The sequence below is a fragment of the Sorangium sp. So ce185 genome, assembly GCF_051526825.1.
GTDB lineage: Bacteria > Myxococcota_A > Polyangia > Polyangiales > Polyangiaceae > Sorangium > Sorangium cellulosum_D.
The window spans coordinates 283,420-300,059 of the sequence record NZ_CP150316.1 but is presented as its reverse complement, the minus strand read 5'-3'; the positions used below and the strand labels follow the sequence as shown (position 1 = coordinate 300,059).

The window sequence follows — 16,640 nt, the reverse complement described above, 5'->3', positions numbered from 1 at the left end:
CTCAGGTCGGGGGGGTGTAGACGCAGTGCACGCCGGTGCGCAGCGCCGCCTCGAGCTCGTCGGCGATGGCGGGGCTCGCGGCGCGGATGCGGCGCAGCGCGAGCGTCAGGCGGCGGCGGACGTTGACGCGCGCGCGCTCGACCGCCGAGGCGCCGCGCCGCGCGCGACCGCCGAGGCCGAGGCCGCGCGAGAGCTCGCGGGTCACGGCCTCGAGCTCCGCGGCGAGCCGCTCGCGGCGGCCGAGGTCGTTGAAGGCCGCGGCCTCCTCGATCTCGGCGCGCAGCTCGCGCACCCGCGCCTGGTACTCGGCGAGGGCCCGCGCGTCGTGGATCTCGCCCGCGTCGCCGGGATCGACGCCCGCGGGGCTGCCCGAGAGCTCGAGCACGTGGAGCTCTCGGCCGGGCTCGTCCACGAGCTGCGCCAGCATGCGCATGCCGCGGCTGTCCTGCACGCGGCACAGGGCGCCCGCGGCGCTGACGGTCCAGTACTCGCCCTCCCGGACGAGCCGCAGCGGCTCGGCGCGCCCGGGTCGAGGGCGGGCCGGCGCCGGCGCAGGGTCGGCCGGCGCCGGCGCAGGGTCGGCCGGCGCGGGCGGCGCGGGCGGCGCGAGCGGCGCGCCCTCGAGCCCGGCGAGCGCCCGGCGGCAGCGCTCCTCGAGCGCGCTCAGGCCGACCTCGCCCGCGAGGGCCGCGGCCCGCTCGAGCCGCTCCCGGGCGCTCGCCGCGAGCGCGTCGCGCTCGCTGGCCCCCGCCGTGCGCCGGCGCGCGAGCGCGACGCGGGCGTGATCGTGGTGGATGCGCGCCGCGAGGGGCCGCGCGCCCAGCCGCTCGGCGGCGGCGAGGGCCGCGCGGGCGTGCCGCTCGGCGTCGTCCCAGCGCGACAGCGCGGCGCTCAGGTTGAGCAGGGCGAGATCGACCAGCCCGTGCAGGGAGAACGCGGTCGTGGTCAGCACGAACGCCGTGCCGGCGGACGGGGCGAGCTCGTCGTAGAGCGCCCGCGCCCAGGGCGCGTCCCCCAGCGCGCACGCGATCTCGACGGCCAGCTCCGGCATGTGGATGTACCCGGCGACGGTCGGATCGTCCGGCCCGGGGCCGCCGCGCGGGGGCTCGGGACGCCGCAGGAAGCCCGCGTAGCCGCGCGCGCACAGCGCGTCGAGCGCCGCGCGCGCGGGCCCTTCCTGGCCGCGCCAGCTCGCGAGCAGCGCCGTGAACAGGGGCACGGCGGCGCTGTCGGGCGCCCGGCTCGAGAGCTCGCCCAGGAAGCGCTCGAGGCGCTCGGGGTCGTAGCGCCCGAGCGCCCGCGCGAGCGGCCGGGAGGGGACGAGCCTCGCGCCTTCCGCGGCGCCCTGATCGCGGATCCGGCGCGCCTCGTCCTCCCAGCGCAGGGCGCGCTCGAGGTCGCCCTGCCACTCGGCGCGCATCGACCGGAACATGGCGGGCACCCAGCCGTAGCGCGGCTGGCCGAGCTCGCGCGCGAGCGCCTCGCAGCGGCCGAGCGCGCCCTCGAAGCCGCCCGCGTCGAGCAGCTCGGCGCGATCGAAGGCGAGGCGCTGCGCCGCGAGCAGCGCGCGCGGGCCGTCGCCGAGCGAGACCGCGAGCTCGAGCGCCTCGGCGTTCAGGCCGGCGCGCTCCCCGGGCGGCGCGAAGTCCATCAGGGCGCCGAGCGCGGCGTGGATGACCGAGAGCGAGAGCCCCGGATCGTCGAAGCGCCGCGCCATGGCGATGGCGCTCCGGGCGAGGTCCATCGGCCCTCGCGGGTCGAGCTCGGGCTGGCGCGCGCTGGCGAGCCGCGCGCTGACCCGGGCCGCGAGCGGGCTGTCGCCCGGCGGCAAGAGCGAGAGCGCCTCGGCGAGCAGGCGCGCGACCTCGCGATCGGCGGCGCCGGCGCGGCTCTCCGCGCCGAGCGCGAGCGCGGCCCGCGCGAGCAGCGCGCCGTCCCCGCAGGCCCGCGCGAGCGCGACGGCCCTTTCGCACGCGGCCTCGGCGCTCGCTCGCTGCTCGGCGCGCGCCAGCGCCTCGACGTGCGCGACGAGCAGCTCCCCCTGCCGCGCCGGATCGACGGGCGAGGCGAGGGCCTCGGCCGCGAGCGCCCGCTCGTAGAGCGCGGCGGCGTCCGCGAACGCGAGGCGCGCCATGGCGAGGCGCGCGGCGCGCTCGGCGGCGCGCGCGGCCCGCGGCGCCGACGCGACGCCCGCCTCGAGCCAGTGGCGCGCGATCTCGTGGAGGGGCGCGGCCGGGTCGCCCTCGTGGCGGGCCTCCAGGGCCTCGGCGGCGCGCTGGTGCAGGAGCGCTCGGCGCGCCGGGGGCAGCTCCTGCACCAGCGTCTCGGCCACGAGGGCGTGCGAGAAGCGGTAACGGCCCGGGCTCACCGGCGCGAGCACGCCGAGGGCGCACGCCTCGTGCGCCGCGGCCTCGAGCTCCGCGGCGGGCCGCTCGAGCAGCGCCGCCACGAGGGGCAGCCCGAACTCGCGCCCGACCAGCGCCGCGGCGCGCAGCGCCTCGCGGTGGCCCGCCTCGAGGGCGGCGAGGCGCTCGCCGACGAGCGCGCGCAGCGTGCCCGGCAGGTCCGCCGAGGAGCGCCGCGCGGCGGGCGCGGGCAGCCGCAGGAGCTCGCTCACGAAGAGCGGGTTGCCGTCGCTGGCCGCGTGGATCCGGCGCGCCGCGCCCGGGTCGTCGTCGCCCGTGGTCTGCTGGATCCAGACCCTCACGTCGCCCTCGGACAGGCGCTCGAGCCCGAGGTGCTCGCAGAGCCGCGCGAGCCGCGAGAGGCGCCGCTCGATCTCCGGCCGGCGGCCGTCGACCTCCGGCCGGCGGCCGTCGACGTCGCGCCGGCTGCCGAAGAGCGCGACGCGCTCGGCGCGCAGGCCCCGCGCGACGAACTCCATGAGCTCGAGCGACGAGGGGTCGACGGCGTGGAGATCGTCGAAGAAGAGCGCGATCGGCTCCTCGCGCGCGTGCGCGGAGAGGTGGCAGGCGACCGCGTCGTAGAGCTGGAACACGTCCGCGCCGCGCGCGGGCTCCCCGGGCGGGAGCTCGAGCAAGAGCCCGCGCAGCCGGCCGGCGAACGCCGCGGGCGCCCGCGGCCGCCCGAGCAGCGCGCGCAGGACCTCGAGCCAGGGCCAGAAGCTCGGCGCCTGACCGAGCTCCCACCCCCGCCCCCACGCGACCGCGAAGCCGCGCGCCCGCGCGCGCTCGGCGAGCTCCTCGAGCAGGCGCGTCTTGCCGATGCCGGCCTCGCCGGCCACGAGGGCGCTCGATCCGCGGCCGGCGAGCGCCGCGCCGAGCAGGTCGTCGAGCAGGTTCAGCTCTCGGTCGCGACCCACCCAGGCTGCCGGACGCAGGACCACGCGCCCACCTTACCACCGGGCGGGCGCGCGTCGGCCCGGCATCCGGCGCGGGCGACCCAGGGGAACGCCTGCCAGCGCCGGGCGCGCGCCGGCCTTTGCCGGCGTAGCCGGCGCGCGCACCCGAGCTGGGAGCGGTTTCAAGACGCGCCGCGGGACTACCCGCTACGCTCAGATGCAGATGTCTTCGTACAGGCTAATGCAAGCATTGATGAACTGCTCCCAGCTACAGCCGCCGTTATCGTGGCAGGTCCCCGTCCCGGTACGCGGGTCGACGCAGTAGTCGAGCCACACCCAACAGTATGCGGCGGAATCTGAGGTCTCGCCGACCGACTGCGCTTCTGCGGCAGGACCAGAGGAGGGCCCGCTCCAGCTGCCGAGCGGGTTCTCTGCGGCCTCGCTCGGGTCCAGGCGGACGATCTCCGGCTCCGCAGGCTCTTCGGAGCCCACGCACCCGGTGATGCCCACAGCAGCAATGATGCCAAAGGCCGCGAACGCTCGTCGCATCTTCATGACATAGCTCCTGTATCGCAGGCCGTCGTCCAGGGCGCGGAATGCGCGCGTCGCGCCTGCGATGCGGCGAACATAGAAGAGCCTCACGCGACGTGCAAGACGAAGCATTGATAAGATTTGGTTAAGGCAGGGTGCGACATGAAGCCACGAGCGGTCGCATGGCAGGCTCAGCTTGAGATCTCGCGGGCCACATGGCGGCAACAGCCTCATCAATACATAAATATGGCGTAGATAGACACCGCTGTCTTCTCGCGAGGATAGCAGGACTCATAAGATGCTTCGGCGGCGGTGAGGGGGCGTGGCGGTCTGCCCTGGACGCTACATCGTCGCAAGCGGCCGCTCGCCGTCGGCTTGCATTTCTTTACATTCCTTCGTCGGCTCTAGCCGGACGACGGAGGCCGCCGAGCTCGTCTATCCGTGGAGCCGGAGCGGGGGCTTGTGCCGCGACCTCCCGAGCCGCCAGAGCCGCCGCGAGGTCGCCGTGTGCGCGCGCCCTCCCGCACACTTGCGGCGGCGCGAGCGGCTCGGCGCGTGGGCGGTGATAGCGGCTCGCTCGGGGGTGCCCGGGCTGGCCTCGCCGTGTGATGTGTAAGCGCTGCGCGAAGCGCCGTAGCCCCCAACGTCGGTCAGCTGGTGCAGGATGGGCGCGATGGAACCGGCCCGGTCAGCTCGTCGCGCGCTGCTCTTCCGCGGGAAGCGGGGGCGGGACGGTGATCGGCCCGAGGGGCAGCTTCATCTCTTCGGCGACGAGGCGAGCGCGGGTGCGCGCCCAGTACCTCGGGGCGAGCTCGAGGTAGCGCTCGCGCGGCCAGTAGGGCATCACGCGGATGACGTCGGCGAGGTAGGCCTCGGGGTCGAGGTGGTGGAGCTTGCAGCTCGCGACGAGCGAGAAGAGGTTGGCCGCGGCGGAGGCGTGGTCGTCGCTGCCGAAGAACAGCCACGCCTTTCTCGCCACAGCGATGGATCGCAGAGCTCGCTCGCTCGCGTTGTTCTCCAGGCGCAAGCGGCCGTCGTCGAGGAAGCGCCGCAGGGGCTGCTCCTGGTTGAGGGCGTAGCCGAGTGCGGTGGAGACCAGGCCGCGCTCGCGGGGACGCGCGTGCTCGGCCTTGACCCAGGCGAAGAACGCGTCGACCAGGGGGCGGACGGCCGCGTCGCGGCGCACCTTGCGCTGCGCTGGCGCGAGATCCGCCAGCGTGCGATCGGCGGCGAACAGGGCATTGATCCGGCGCAGCCCCTCGACGCCGAGCTCGTGCTTGCAGACCGCCGCCTCCCAGAAGTTGGTGCGGCAATGCGACCAGCATCCGACCTCCGTCGGTGGCGGTCCACGTCCCTCGTCGGCGGAAGCGCCCCTTGGGGGCGTGCCGCGGAAGAGGGTGTCATAGATCGCGTGGGCGTCCGCCTGGATGTATCGCGAGAAGCCGCGGAACATCTCGCAGACCGCAGCGCTGGTATGCTTGGGCTGGTACTCGAAGAAGACGTGATCCTTGTCCGCGAGGACGACGAAGAAGTGTCCTTTGCGGCACGGTCCTGGCTTCTTGTCCTTGCGCTCCTGGATGGGCCCGGGCTGGATGGAGACCCCGGTGGCGTCCGTGGAGAGGCAGAAGGCGGTCTCGAAGGCCTCTTTCCGTGCGGCCTCGACGATGGCGCCCAGGGTCGCGCCCACATCTTCGGCGTACCGGCACATCGTGCCGCGATCGAGCGATGCCCCCTGAAGCTCCAGCTGCTGCTCCAGCCGATAGAACGGGACACCGAGCAGGTACTTGCTGGTGAGTATGTGCGCAACGACCGACGGCGCGAGAAACGACCTCCGGAACAGCTCCTTCGGAAGCGGCGTCGTGATGAAGACCGTGCAGGTCTCGCCCGTCGGCGCCGACGGCGGCGTGTCGAGAGGTGCGGACGAAGCGCTCGGCGCGCCGGCCGCGGCCGTGTCTTCCGGGCTGACGCTCACAGCAGGCGTCGCCGTCGGGACTTCTTTCGCGACGACCTGGAGCGGGGCAGCTTCCCCCTCGGCCGAGCTGCTCGCATCCGTGACGGACCTCTCGGCCTTGTACACGACGCGTGCGAGCACGATGCGGCGCATGCCTCCACGCTCGTAGCCGAGTCGTGAGGTCTCCTCGACCCCGATGCGCATCGCCGTCGCATCGAGCTCGGGACAGGAGAGCTCGATGCGGACGACGGGGAGGTCGGACTCGGACAGGTCGCGGCGGCCCTTGCCGCCGGGCCGTCGTTTCGGCCCCTTGGGGTCGTCGTGCTGCCGCTCGTCGCCGCTCTTGCGCTCGGCGGCATCCAGGGCCTTCTCGAGGCGCTGGACTTCGAGGAACATCGAGTCGAACGCGAGCTGCTCGGCGCTCACCTCGGCCCGCTCCGCCTTCGCCACGAACAAGCGGCGCCGCAGAAGCTGGAGCTGCTCGAGCGCACGTGTGTAGGCGCGCCGGAGCTGCGCGAGCGCGTCGCGCGCTCCCACGAGCTCGCTCTTCGCCGCGGCGAGCTCAGCTTCGAGCTGCGCGATGCGCTGCTGCTCGGGCGTCTGCGTCGGCTTGTCCGCAGCGTCGTGCACGGCGCCGCTCTACGTGCGCCGATCGTACTTGTCGAGCAAATTCGGCGGAGTCAGTGAACGCGGCGCGGGGCGCGCCTTGTGGGCTTCGGCGTGGGCGCGATCTCGATGCCGTCGAGCAGCGTCTCGAGCGTCGCGTCGTCCACCTCGACGTGCGTCGCGCCCTCGGCCGGCGGGTCGGGGAGCACGAAAGTACCGCGATCGAGGCGTTTCGAAAAGAGGCAGAGTCCGCTGCCGTCGAAGAAGACGATCTTGATGGTGGTCCGCCGCTTTCCAATGAACGCGAACAGCGCGCCGCATCGGGCCTCGTACCCCACGCGCTCGCGAATGAGACCCGAGAGCCGCTCGAAGCCGTAGCGCATGTCCACCGGCTCCAGCGCGACAAACACCTGCACGCCCGCCGGAATCATCGCGCTGCACCGCCCAGGGCGCGGACCACCTCGGCCAGGAGCGTTGGGTCGAACCCCGCGACGACGCGCACCCGCGCGCCGCCGACCTCGACGACGAGCTCCGGAGCGCTCATCGCCGCTGGCGCCTTCGGCACCAGCCGCAGAAAGCGCGGGCGCTCCGCCCGCGAGAGCCGGCTCGACCAGCCGTGCAGCGTCGATGCCGCAAAGCCGCGGCTCCGCGCGAACTCCTCGGCCGACTCGCCGCTCTCGCGCCACGCCCGGACTCGATCCGCCCATTTTTCTTCTGTCGTCGATGTCCTTGTCATGCGCGCCATCATGCGCTGGACGTGGCGGCTGGGGAGAGACGGCGCTTCATGCAGCGCTTACTGTGATGTCGCGCTGCAACTGCTCCGTGCCGGGCGTCGCGTCCGCCACGGGGACTCACACCCACCGGTACGCGCCGCGCTCGACGCTCGCCCCATTCACAGCGGGCGTGCGCGACCTGATCCAGATGGGGCAGCCGTCGGCCGGGGCGGGCACTCGATGGCGCTGCCCGAACGGCGATCCGGTGATCATCGGAAAGACTCCGCAATCGCGATCTCCAGCAGCGGACGCAGCCGCTCGACGCGTGCATCGAACTGCTCATCGGCGAGGTACCAGAGCCGGTAACGAGCCCGTTCCTTGCCTAGCTGGAAGGCGATGGCTGCATCCGGAGCCTCGACGTGATCGAACGCGCTGCATAGACGCTCGTCGTCCATGTCTGGCGGAGCGTCGCCCAGTGACTCTGCACACGCACAAAGGGCGCTGGAGGCGATACCGAGGCGAACAGCCATGCTGATAATATAAGAGAAAGAGCAACGCAGCTTGCGGCCACACCGGGCGATGCGTCTCAGGGAGGCGCCGGACATAAGCCAGGGAGCCTTGCCGTCGATATCGTACGACAGCATGCGCCATTCATCCTCCGTTATCTCTAAGGAGTCAAATTCTCTCTCATCCAGTTTGGGAAGCCGCAAACCGAGCCCCGCAAAGCTTTCGAGACGCCGAACAAATTTCTTTGGATCTATCTCAAGTTCTTTGGACAAAATAAACAAGCGCCGACAAGCGCTCACTTCGTCAATCCAAGGTTCCGAATTGATGTAGCTCCGGAGGAGACGCTCATCCTCATCGGACAACGTAATCGCATCAAGCGCGTCCGCATTCACGGAGGGAGGCACTATCCCGAGTGGAACAAATCTCACCAAGCGTGCGAGGACAACGTCCGTTGAAATCCCCAATGCACGAGCCGCGCGAACGATATGCAGGGGCGACAACTCCCCCTCGAGCCATGGTGCTCTCCCATCAAGATCTCTCGATAGCAGGCAAAGATCCTCATCAGTAACCGTGATCTGGTCAAGCGCGCTCGGGTCAATAGAGGGCGAAACAACACCAATCGACACAAAGCATCGAAGGCGCTCAATGAGCTCTCTGGGGCTAATACCACTGCGTCGACTTACCGCCAATATATGCGCAGGCGATACGCGACCTTTTATCCATGGATACCAGCCGTCCAGATCTTGTGACAGAAGCAACAGATCGTCTTCATTGACATCGATCTCATCTAGCATGTTCGTGTCAACCGACGGAGGCCTCAGTCCGAGCGGCGCAAGCTCCTCGATTCGGCGAATTATGGCGCTCGGTTTCAAGTCTAGGCACACAGAAGCACGAAGCACCTGAAGAGGCGGAACTTCTCCCTCAAAGAAATTTGAGTAATAATATTGGTCGTCCAAACCAATCAAACCGTAAGCACCCATACGGTCATATGATCGTTTGAACAGCAGCAGCGCATCGCCAGGAGCGACAATTAAAGAACATACACTATCGAGAATTGCTGACTGTGGCCAGTTCACTTGAGGCAGACAAGCTACGCATCTGGTCCATAGCATGAGGCGCCAGGCGACGGAAATGTGCAATCCAATCGCTGACACGTCGGCCAACGGATCACGCATTATGCTGCGTGACCCAACTATGTATTCGTCGATCACACTGCAACCCAATGCTTGTATCGGTAGGCGCACTGGACCTGTTGAATCACGAGGGTTAAACGACGCTCCGTGAAACCAGAGATGCGCATCCTTCGATTTCAGAACATCGGCAAGCAACCGCGCGCTTCGCGCAGACGCCACTTCAAGTGACCAGAGGCAGTCAAAACTCAACTCATTCCAATCTATAAGCTCTCGCCAGCTATCCGCCATTGCCGGGCGTATCCAAGAATCGTCCCATTCGTTAACATCTTTGCGATCGACGCTCATTTTTGGATAGCGTCTTCCATGAAGATTCACGACTGCGCACTTGTAACGAGATTCGGTTACAATTCCATCACAAAGCAGCATTCCGTCGCCGTAAGGATACCACCATATATTGGGATCTCTGGTTGCGCGAACGGGCCTTCTGTTACTGTGATACCGTTGATGACGCGTCAATTCCCCAGGTTTCCAGGCCAGTAGCGTCCCGCTCTCTTCAGCAGTCGTCGCGAACTCGGCGACGAGCAGCAAAGCGCCCAGAGTCGACAGGCACGAAATTGGCTCCTCCATTTCATATTTATCTACATACGTGGTCGAGGCCAGCAACAGCCGCACGCGCGTGCCTGCCCCAGGCATCTCGCATTCTCGTCCTTCCTCGAGTCGGAATAGACCGCTGGCACTGGCGATATGAACCACGAGCGGCTCGCCAAGCGAGCCGTCGGCCTCATATCGGCGCGTCCATACCGTCACCTCGTCGGCGAGCATGAAATAGCTGAGGACGCCGATCCCAAATTGGCTGTTCGGGAACAGCTCGATGGGCGGCTTGCATCGCTGCCATGCGGCGCGCTCCTCTACAAAGTCTGGCATGTCGTGGAACCGCCGACCAGCGACCGCAAATACGCGCTCTACCACGTTCTTCGTCATTCCGACTCCGTTGTCGGTGCACTCGATGTAGGGCCGACCTCTCTCGTCGAACGCTTGCTTGAAGGCGATGCGGCCTTCATAGGGCTGGTACGCTGGGCTACCGGTGCGCTCGAGGTACTCCCCGCGAGCGCGCCGGTAGCGGCACGCATCCAGGGCGTTCTGATACATCTCCCGAATCGCGAGGCTGGGATCACCGTAAAGCTGCGCTCCCATGAGGAGCTCGCGAATACGCTGATGATCTAGCCGAAAACGGACGTGCGGTAGTGTGTAGTAAGGCCGGCCGTCGCCTGCGCGCGCGGGTCGAACGTGATCTGCCGAGAAACGCTCGGGAATCTGTGTGAGCAGGGCGAACGGGCCGTGCGGGGTTGCGTCCAGCTTCGCCCGCGTACGCTCGAGCGCGGCATCGGCGCGTTCCACGAGATCACGCAGCACAAAGTCGACCACGGGGTGCGAGCACCCATGGGCGAGGAGATGGCGGTCTTCACCCGCCGACCAGGACGCCTCACGGAGCGCGTCGCGGAGAACCGCGGGGGCTGTCCCGAGGTCACGGCCCACATGGTCGACAGCGACCTCATCCGCCTCGCGGAGATCGAGGGCCTGCCAGCCGGCGACGCACAGCAGGTAGGCCAGGGCCGGGGCGCGGAGGTGCACGCCGGCCAAGGTGATCTCTTCGGCGTCACGGCCGATGCCGCCCTCGGCGTCGAGCGCGTCAGGATTGACGCCGACAGCGCGGGCGAGGCGAATGAGCCGCTCCAAATCGAGCCATGCACCGATGCCAGCAGCATCACGAGACCGCTGGATGGTGCGAAAGAGCTCCTGTACCGGCTTCACCGTGGGCCTACGGCTCCAGAGGTGCGGGCTACGCTCGAGCGCCTGCTGCATCATCCAGAAGCACACTGCATCCCGCGCCTCACCGGTGATCCGGCCAGCGTGGCGCACCAGGTCTGCCCGGCTGCGATGGACCTGCTCGAGCGTGTTGCGCGGCTCGGCCGCACCACCCCGCCCTTCGAGATCAAGCGGCTCCGCGGCGGCCATCCAGACAGCGCCGGCTGCGAAGATCCCCTCGCGAACGAAGGGCGCCACGACCAGCATCCACGTCTCCTCGGGGCCGGCGCTGCCCGGCGCGACGAGGCCGGCGACGCGGTCAAGCACCCGGAGCGGATAGCGATCGTCACGCCAGGGATCGCCGGGCAAGGCCCTCTCGGCCTCCTCCCACGCGCACCAAGCAGCGTGGGCGACCTCCACAGCGAGGCGCTTCAGCGCAGCCACGCGGGCGGCGTCTCGGCGCGCGCAGGCCTGCCAGAGAGGAGAGCGCTCGACGGCATCGGCCCAGGTCACAGGCGAGGGCGGGGTGAGCGCAGCGGGCGAGGCGGGCGCGGACGAGGCCATTGCGAAGCTCCTGACCGAAAGCGCCTCCGAGAGCGTGTGGGCGAGATCATCCTCCAAGGCGAACGTGAAATCCGCGGTGAAACGATAGCTTCCCCCCTGGAGCCGGGCCGCAAGCCGCGGCCAGGTCGTGACGCCGGCACCCTCAGCCCCGAGTTCGAGGCAGCCGGCGGTATAGCCGTACTTTCGGTCGAGCTCTCCGCCGGCAAGCTTCTGCACACCGAACAGCGACGCCGCCTGCCAGATCCGCCGCGCGTCACCGCCGCCTAGCCTCCGCGTCTCGAAGAGCGCCTCGTGGAGGTGGCCGCAAAAGTGGGCGGCAAAATACTTCTCGGCGAGGAACACAGGATTATCGAGATCGCGGCTCCTCGCGGCGAACCAAGACGGCGGGTGATGCGTGAGCAGGAACGCCAAGGTGCAATGATCCAGCCATCGCAGCAGGTTGTTGTCGCACGCTGGCTGGATTTGACGGGCGTCCATCCACAGGTCGCCCTCGCCTACGTCATCGGAGATGTCCAGGAAGGCCGAGTTCATCCCAACGAAGCCGAACCTTGCGCCATCCTTCTCGAGCACGTAGGCGAAGTCGCCGGGTAGCAGGCCCTCCACGATGCCGCTTGGAGGACGGAGCTTGCAGCGCTTCCACCAGTCAGAATACGCCCCGAACCAGCGCCGCACCGGTTCGATGTTGTCGGCTTCACCACGCCATAGCGCCTCGCGCGCGTCGGAGTCGCGCAAGAGCCCTCGGGCGATCGCGTTACCCTTCGCGGGTCGCTCTAGATCGTGGTTGCCCGGTACAGCGAGCAGGTACGGGAGGCGACTCGCCGTGGGGTGCACCTCGCGGAAAACGCCCCAGATGCGCTCGAGCTCCTCATCGAGGATCCTGTACTGCCGTTCTTGACCGCTGAAGGCGAGATCACCCGTGAAAAGGACGACGTCCCAGGGTCCGAGCCTGCGCGTTACCCGCTTCAGGTCGTCCAGAAAGAGGTCCGCCGCGTGCTGGCGACGAGCGTCGTCCAGCCTGTCGACGTGAAGGTCGGTGAAGTGCAGCCAGCGTAGTGTCGTCATCCTTGGGTCACCCCTGCGCCAGGCCGTACCGGCTCCGGCATCGGTGTACCAACCTACACCAGCTCAGCAGCTCCAGGTACCTGTCCATCCGGCGATGAGCGAGGTCGCCGCGATCGCAGCAGCCCGGCGCCTCGGCCCCCGCCGCCCGGTGCTCTCGCCCGAGTGCGTGGCGAACGCCTTGGTCGCCGACCGTCTACGCACCGCAGTGTGGATCCGGCCGGTGCTAACCGCGCCGGCCGCCATCCGTCGCGACTTCGCCAACTACGCGCGGCGCTCGGTGAGCCGCTGCGGGCGTTCGTGCCGTGTGGGCGCACATCCTGGGGATCCGAATGCATATCGACTCAAAAATGTCAAGCGCGAATCGCCACGCTCTCTTCAGGCGCACGAAGCAGGTGCCTCTCTCACCAAGTTCTTCTACCGGCCCGGCGAGGAGCGTCGGGCTCCACGGGCGCTGGTCGCGCAGTATCTCGTTGAGCATGGTCAGGAGCTTGCGCATGCAACCAAGGCGACCGTCGGCTCCTTGATCCACGCAGCGAGCCGGCCGTAGAGATCGGCGATGGCGGGGTTGTGGGTCTTGGCTACGAGGGCGGCCATGTAGAGCACGGAGCCCACAGCTGCCCGATCGCCCGGATACTACGACGCGCGCGTCTTCTGCCGCTGTCGTTGCTCCCTTGGGGCTTAACGACGACCAGAGGAACCTTCGGAGGTAATATATAGGGTTACTTATGCATGCACCGCACAAACGATCCTTCGTACCGACCAGGCTAAATGTCGATTCCGATACGCGGCAAGTCCCTCCGGAAATGCTGGGTGATGCGCATCTCCGGGCAGGCGCGGCTCGGGCGTGGGCTCGTCGCTGGGCGTCTTTCGCGCGGTCCGGTTGACCAGGCTATACCTTCCGCGGGATCGCGCGTTCGGCATTCCGGAGCTTTCAGCGGAGTCGGCGGCCCGAGGCGACGGGTCGGGCGCCGCGATCTCTCCAGCCTCGGGGCTCGCCGGTCGGTCCGTGCTTTCCGAGCGGCTGCGATCCGTCGTCACGCCTCCCCGAAATCCTGGCGGAACCGACGGCTCGCACCGCTCGTGACCGCAAATTCGTCCTGAGGCAGCGCGGTCTCAGTACTCGCGGCAGTCGCCCGGCGCCTCGAGCGCGCCGAAGCTGTAGGGCCGCGCCTGCTTGACCAGCAGCCGCCGCTCCGGGCCGATCAGCTTCCACTCGATCTGCATCGCGTACAGCCGGTTCTCCCCCTCCGGGTCCACCAGCGGCCGATAATGGTCGTGGATCGACCCGAGCACGCAGCCGAGCCGCTGGACCTCCGGGAACGACAGCACGTCGCGCCCGCGCGTCAGGCTCGAGCGAGCGTGGTACTCCGCCTTGATCGTGCGCGGCGGCGGCGTGTACACGATCTCGTCGCTGGTCACGCCGGGCGCGGGGTTGGTGACCGACGCCTCCCCGATCTGCGCGTTGATGTAATACTGGCTGTCGCGGGTCGCGTCGAGCGCGTTGCGGCTGATGGCCACGCCCTGCGCGCGCTCCGATTGCCAGGCCTGGTGCACCAGCACGGCCATCGCCGCGCGCGCCTGCTCGACGTGCCCGAACTCGCGCTCGTCGTAGGCGCGCGTGTTCCAGAGGCTCGACCACACCGTCCGCAGCGCGTCCTCGATGGAGCTCGACTCCGCCTCCAGATCGCTGCTCGTCGACGTGTGCAGCCCCGCGCCGTTGAAGGTCGCCAGATCCTCGGTGTTGCTGCTGCTGCGCAGCCGCACGCGGTCGCCGCCGAAGCGCCGCTCGATCGCGGCCTCGACCTCGCTCAAGAGCGCGGGATCCACCGGGTGCTCCAGCATCCGCGCGCGCACCTCGGCCAGCCCTTCGGCGTGCGCGCGCGGGTCCGCGCGGAACTCGGGGTCCTGCTCGAGCTCGGCCAGGAGCTCCGCCGCGCCGCTCGCCTGGAAATGATCCATGTAATGCGAGAACGGGATCGCGAACGCCGCGGGCGGCACGTACAGCGGAATCAGGTCGGGCGGGCAATACGCCCCCACGCCGCTCACGCGGTACAGCTCGGCCATGCCCGCCGCCTTGGACCCGATGCTGTCGCTCATCGCGTAATTCGCGGCGTCGAGCGACACGACGCCGCGCACGGAGACGTCGAGCGCCGGCGAGAGCCGCTCGCCCTTCGGCTTGCGCGCCTCCCAGTAGGCGTCCGCCTCCTGCGCGGTCGCCTCGCGGAGGTCGAAGTCCGTCGCGCGCACCTCGAGCCGCACCAGCTTGCCGAACAGGCCCTTCAGGCGCTCGTCCTCCCGCGCGCCGCGCAGGGCCATGTTCGGCGTCCCCCGGCCTCGCGCCAGCACGTTCACGTGCGAGAGCGGCGTCTGGAACGCCTCGGTGATGAGGCCGCCCATGAACGCCGTCTCGTTCGGCACGTCGTCCGTCACCACGATCACGTTCGGGCCGAGCTCCGCCGACTCCAGCTCGCGCCCCGGGACGAACGTCAGCGTGCCGAACCCCTCGGCCGGGTTGAGCGGCTGGTAGGTGAGCCCCCGGTACGGCGCGTTCGGCCCGACCAGCGGCGCGGTCCCCTCGATCGCGCGCGCCTCGGCGATCTGGCGCGCCTCGGTGGGCCGGATCGACCACGCCTCCGGGTCGGGCACCGCCTTCATCGCCGCGAAGAACGCGCGCCGCATCTGCGCGCCGACGATCTTGTCGCCGGGGGCGAACTCGACGGTCTTGGCGCCGTTCGTGTGCTGCACCAGCGTGCCGAGGAGGAAGCGGCGCCCCTCGACGCGGAAGTACTCGGACTGGCTGAACAGCCCCCAGCCGGTGTTGAACTCCGCGGCTTGCGCGGGATCGCAGCGATCGAGGTGCGGCTCCCGCTGGATCTGCTCGCGGATGAAGGTGTAGTGGAGCGCCCACTTCTCCGTGCTCAGGAGGTGCACGGTGTCGTTCGCGGCCATGTCGACGACGAACTTCACGCCGGCCTCGCCGACCTCGGTGCCACCTTTGGACAGCGCGTCGAAGTCGCCGGCGGTCTCCAGCCGGCGCGCGCGCCCGCTCGCGAGCGGGCGGCCGGACAGCTCGGCGCAGCCCTCGTTCGCCGCGCCGGGGCTCGCCGCCTCGCAGAAGCGCGGCGCCCCGGTGGCGTCGGGCACGCGGGCCAGCGACGCCCCCTCGGGCCACGCCATGAAGTCGATCCGATCGCTCGGCTCCGGCCGGCCGGCCTGCCACAGCGTCACCACGCCCTCGAAGTCCGGCGAGGCCTCGATCTCGGCGGTGTCCGCCGCGCTCACCGGGACGCTCACGCGCTCCCCGGGCGCGAGCGCGGCGGACGGCGTCGGCCACGCGAGCGGCGCGCCCGCGCCGTCGCCGGGCAGCGCCTGCCCCGGGGCGAGCGCCGACAGGCGCAGCGCGAAGCCGTCGAGCGCCACGGCCTCGTCGCTCGCGTTCAGCACCTCGACGAACCCCGCGGGCCGCAGCGACAGCTCCGAGATGACGAGCGGCCCGGCGATGGCCGGGAACGGCTCGGGCCACGGGTAGGGCGCGAACTTGAAGTCGTCGTCGAGGCTCGGCGGCTCCGGCGGGTCGCAGCTCTCGCCGTTCTCGCGCTCGGGCGTGGCGTAGCGGCAGATCGACGGCTCGCCGGTCCCGTCGGGCAAGCGCGCGTAGCTCTCGGAGCGCGGCAGCTCCGGCACGTCCATCGCGTCGGCCAGCGCGCACGACGGCGACCAGAGCAGCACGCGCGCGCCCGAGCTCGAGAGCTTGAACGGCAGGTGCCGCGGGCCCTGCTCGGGCGCGTCGTCGGCCCAGAAGAGCGCCGTCTCGCCCGGCTCCAGCGTCTGCTGCGGCAACCGCGTCGCCTCGCCGAGCTTCTCCCCCAGGGCGTACTCCCCGAGATCGAGCGCGCGATCGCCGATGTTCACGAGCTCGATGAAATCGTCGGTCTCGCCGATCTCATCGACCCACGCGCCGTCGTTGCCGGTCATCACCTCGTTGATGCGCAGATCGCCGCGCGGCGCGGGCGCGCCGCCCGTCGGAAGCACGAAGTCGCATCTCGTCGACGTCTGCTCCGGCGGCGGAACGGGCGTCTCGCCCGAACAACCGACGAAGGTGGCCAACGACAACAGGCCCGCCCCCGCGCGCGCACGAAGCGCGCGACGCGGGCGGCGATCGTGGGATGAGCTCGCCGTCATACCCGCCCCGTGAGCATGCCGTATGCCACGCCGGCCGGCGCCTGATATGGCGAAGTAAACCATGGATATCAGACACTTCTACGCCTGGCACAGCGTGCCGTGCGCCGCGTTGTGCCAGGCTCCGCGCCGCCGTGGCCAGGGCCCGCGCGCACGGCGAGCGACCCCGGAGGTCTGCGCGGGAAAACGCGGGGCGGACGCGCTCCGCGCCGAGTGGACGCCGCCCGAGGGCGGCGGGCTCGACAGCGCCACAGAGCGACGCCGAGATGGGCGGCATCGGGGAGCCG

Annotated in this window: 8 protein-coding genes; 1 reads left to right on the top strand and 7 read right to left on the bottom strand. The window is 69.8% G+C overall.

Annotation, left to right across the window (positions count from 1 at the left end):
• Position 1: 1 nt before the first annotated feature.
• From WMF26_RS01120 to WMF26_RS01095, 6 genes are all read right to left on the bottom strand, one after another.
• Positions 2–3,322, bottom strand: coding sequence for an ATP-binding protein (locus WMF26_RS01120; RefSeq protein ID WP_437998791.1), 3,321 nt, complete (start codon positions 3,320–3,322; stop codon positions 2–4).
• A 192-nt stretch (positions 3,323–3,514) separates the two neighbouring features.
• Positions 3,515–3,943 carry a hypothetical protein gene (locus WMF26_RS01115; protein WP_437998790.1) on the bottom strand — a complete coding sequence of 143 codons (429 nt, stop codon included), beginning with the start codon at positions 3,941–3,943 and terminating at the stop codon, positions 3,515–3,517.
• A 577-nt stretch (positions 3,944–4,520) separates the two neighbouring features.
• Positions 4,521–6,413 (bottom strand): IS66 family transposase, encoded by a 1,893-nt coding sequence (tnpC, locus tag WMF26_RS01110; RefSeq protein ID WP_437998789.1) that lies wholly within the window; start codon positions 6,411–6,413, stop codon positions 4,521–4,523.
• Between the two features lie 50 nt (positions 6,414–6,463).
• Complete coding sequence (gene tnpB / locus WMF26_RS01105) at positions 6,464–6,805, bottom strand: IS66 family insertion sequence element accessory protein TnpB (RefSeq protein ID WP_437562944.1); 342 nt, start codon at positions 6,803–6,805, stop codon at positions 6,464–6,466.
• Positions 6,806–6,816: 11 nt separating this feature from the next.
• A complete protein-coding gene (gene tnpA / locus WMF26_RS01100) occupies positions 6,817–7,125 on the bottom strand; it encodes an IS66 family insertion sequence element accessory protein TnpA (RefSeq protein ID WP_437996734.1) in 309 nt (102 codons plus the stop codon).
• 246 nt (positions 7,126–7,371) lie between these two features.
• Positions 7,372–12,174 carry a wHTH domain-containing protein gene (locus WMF26_RS01095; RefSeq protein ID WP_437998788.1) on the bottom strand — a complete coding sequence of 1,601 codons (4,803 nt, stop codon included), beginning with the start codon at positions 12,172–12,174 and terminating at the stop codon, positions 7,372–7,374.
• 94 nt (positions 12,175–12,268) lie between these two features.
• Between WMF26_RS01095 and WMF26_RS01090 the strand changes: the two genes are divergently transcribed.
• A complete protein-coding gene (locus WMF26_RS01090; protein WP_437998787.1) occupies positions 12,269–12,721 on the top strand; it encodes a hypothetical protein in 453 nt (150 codons plus the stop codon).
• A gap of 566 nt (positions 12,722–13,287) precedes the next feature.
• Here the strand turns inward: WMF26_RS01090 and WMF26_RS01085 are convergent.
• On the bottom strand, positions 13,288–16,287 hold the full coding sequence (locus WMF26_RS01085; protein ID WP_437998786.1) for a PEP/pyruvate-binding domain-containing protein: 3,000 nt from the start codon (positions 16,285–16,287) through the stop codon (positions 13,288–13,290).
• Between the last annotated feature and the right edge of the window lie 353 nt (positions 16,288–16,640).

Excerpts from the sequence above, each read along its gene's own strand:
- tnpA (WP_437996734.1), bottom strand. The coding sequence starts at position 7,125 with ATGACAAGGACATCGACGACAGAAGAAAAATGGGCGGATCGAGTCCGG.
- WMF26_RS01095 (WP_437998788.1), bottom strand. The coding sequence starts at position 12,174 with ATGACGACACTACGCTGGCTGCACTTCACCGACCTTCACGTCGACAGG.
- WMF26_RS01090 (WP_437998787.1), top strand. The coding sequence starts at position 12,269 with ATGAGCGAGGTCGCCGCGATCGCAGCAGCCCGGCGCCTCGGCCCCCGC.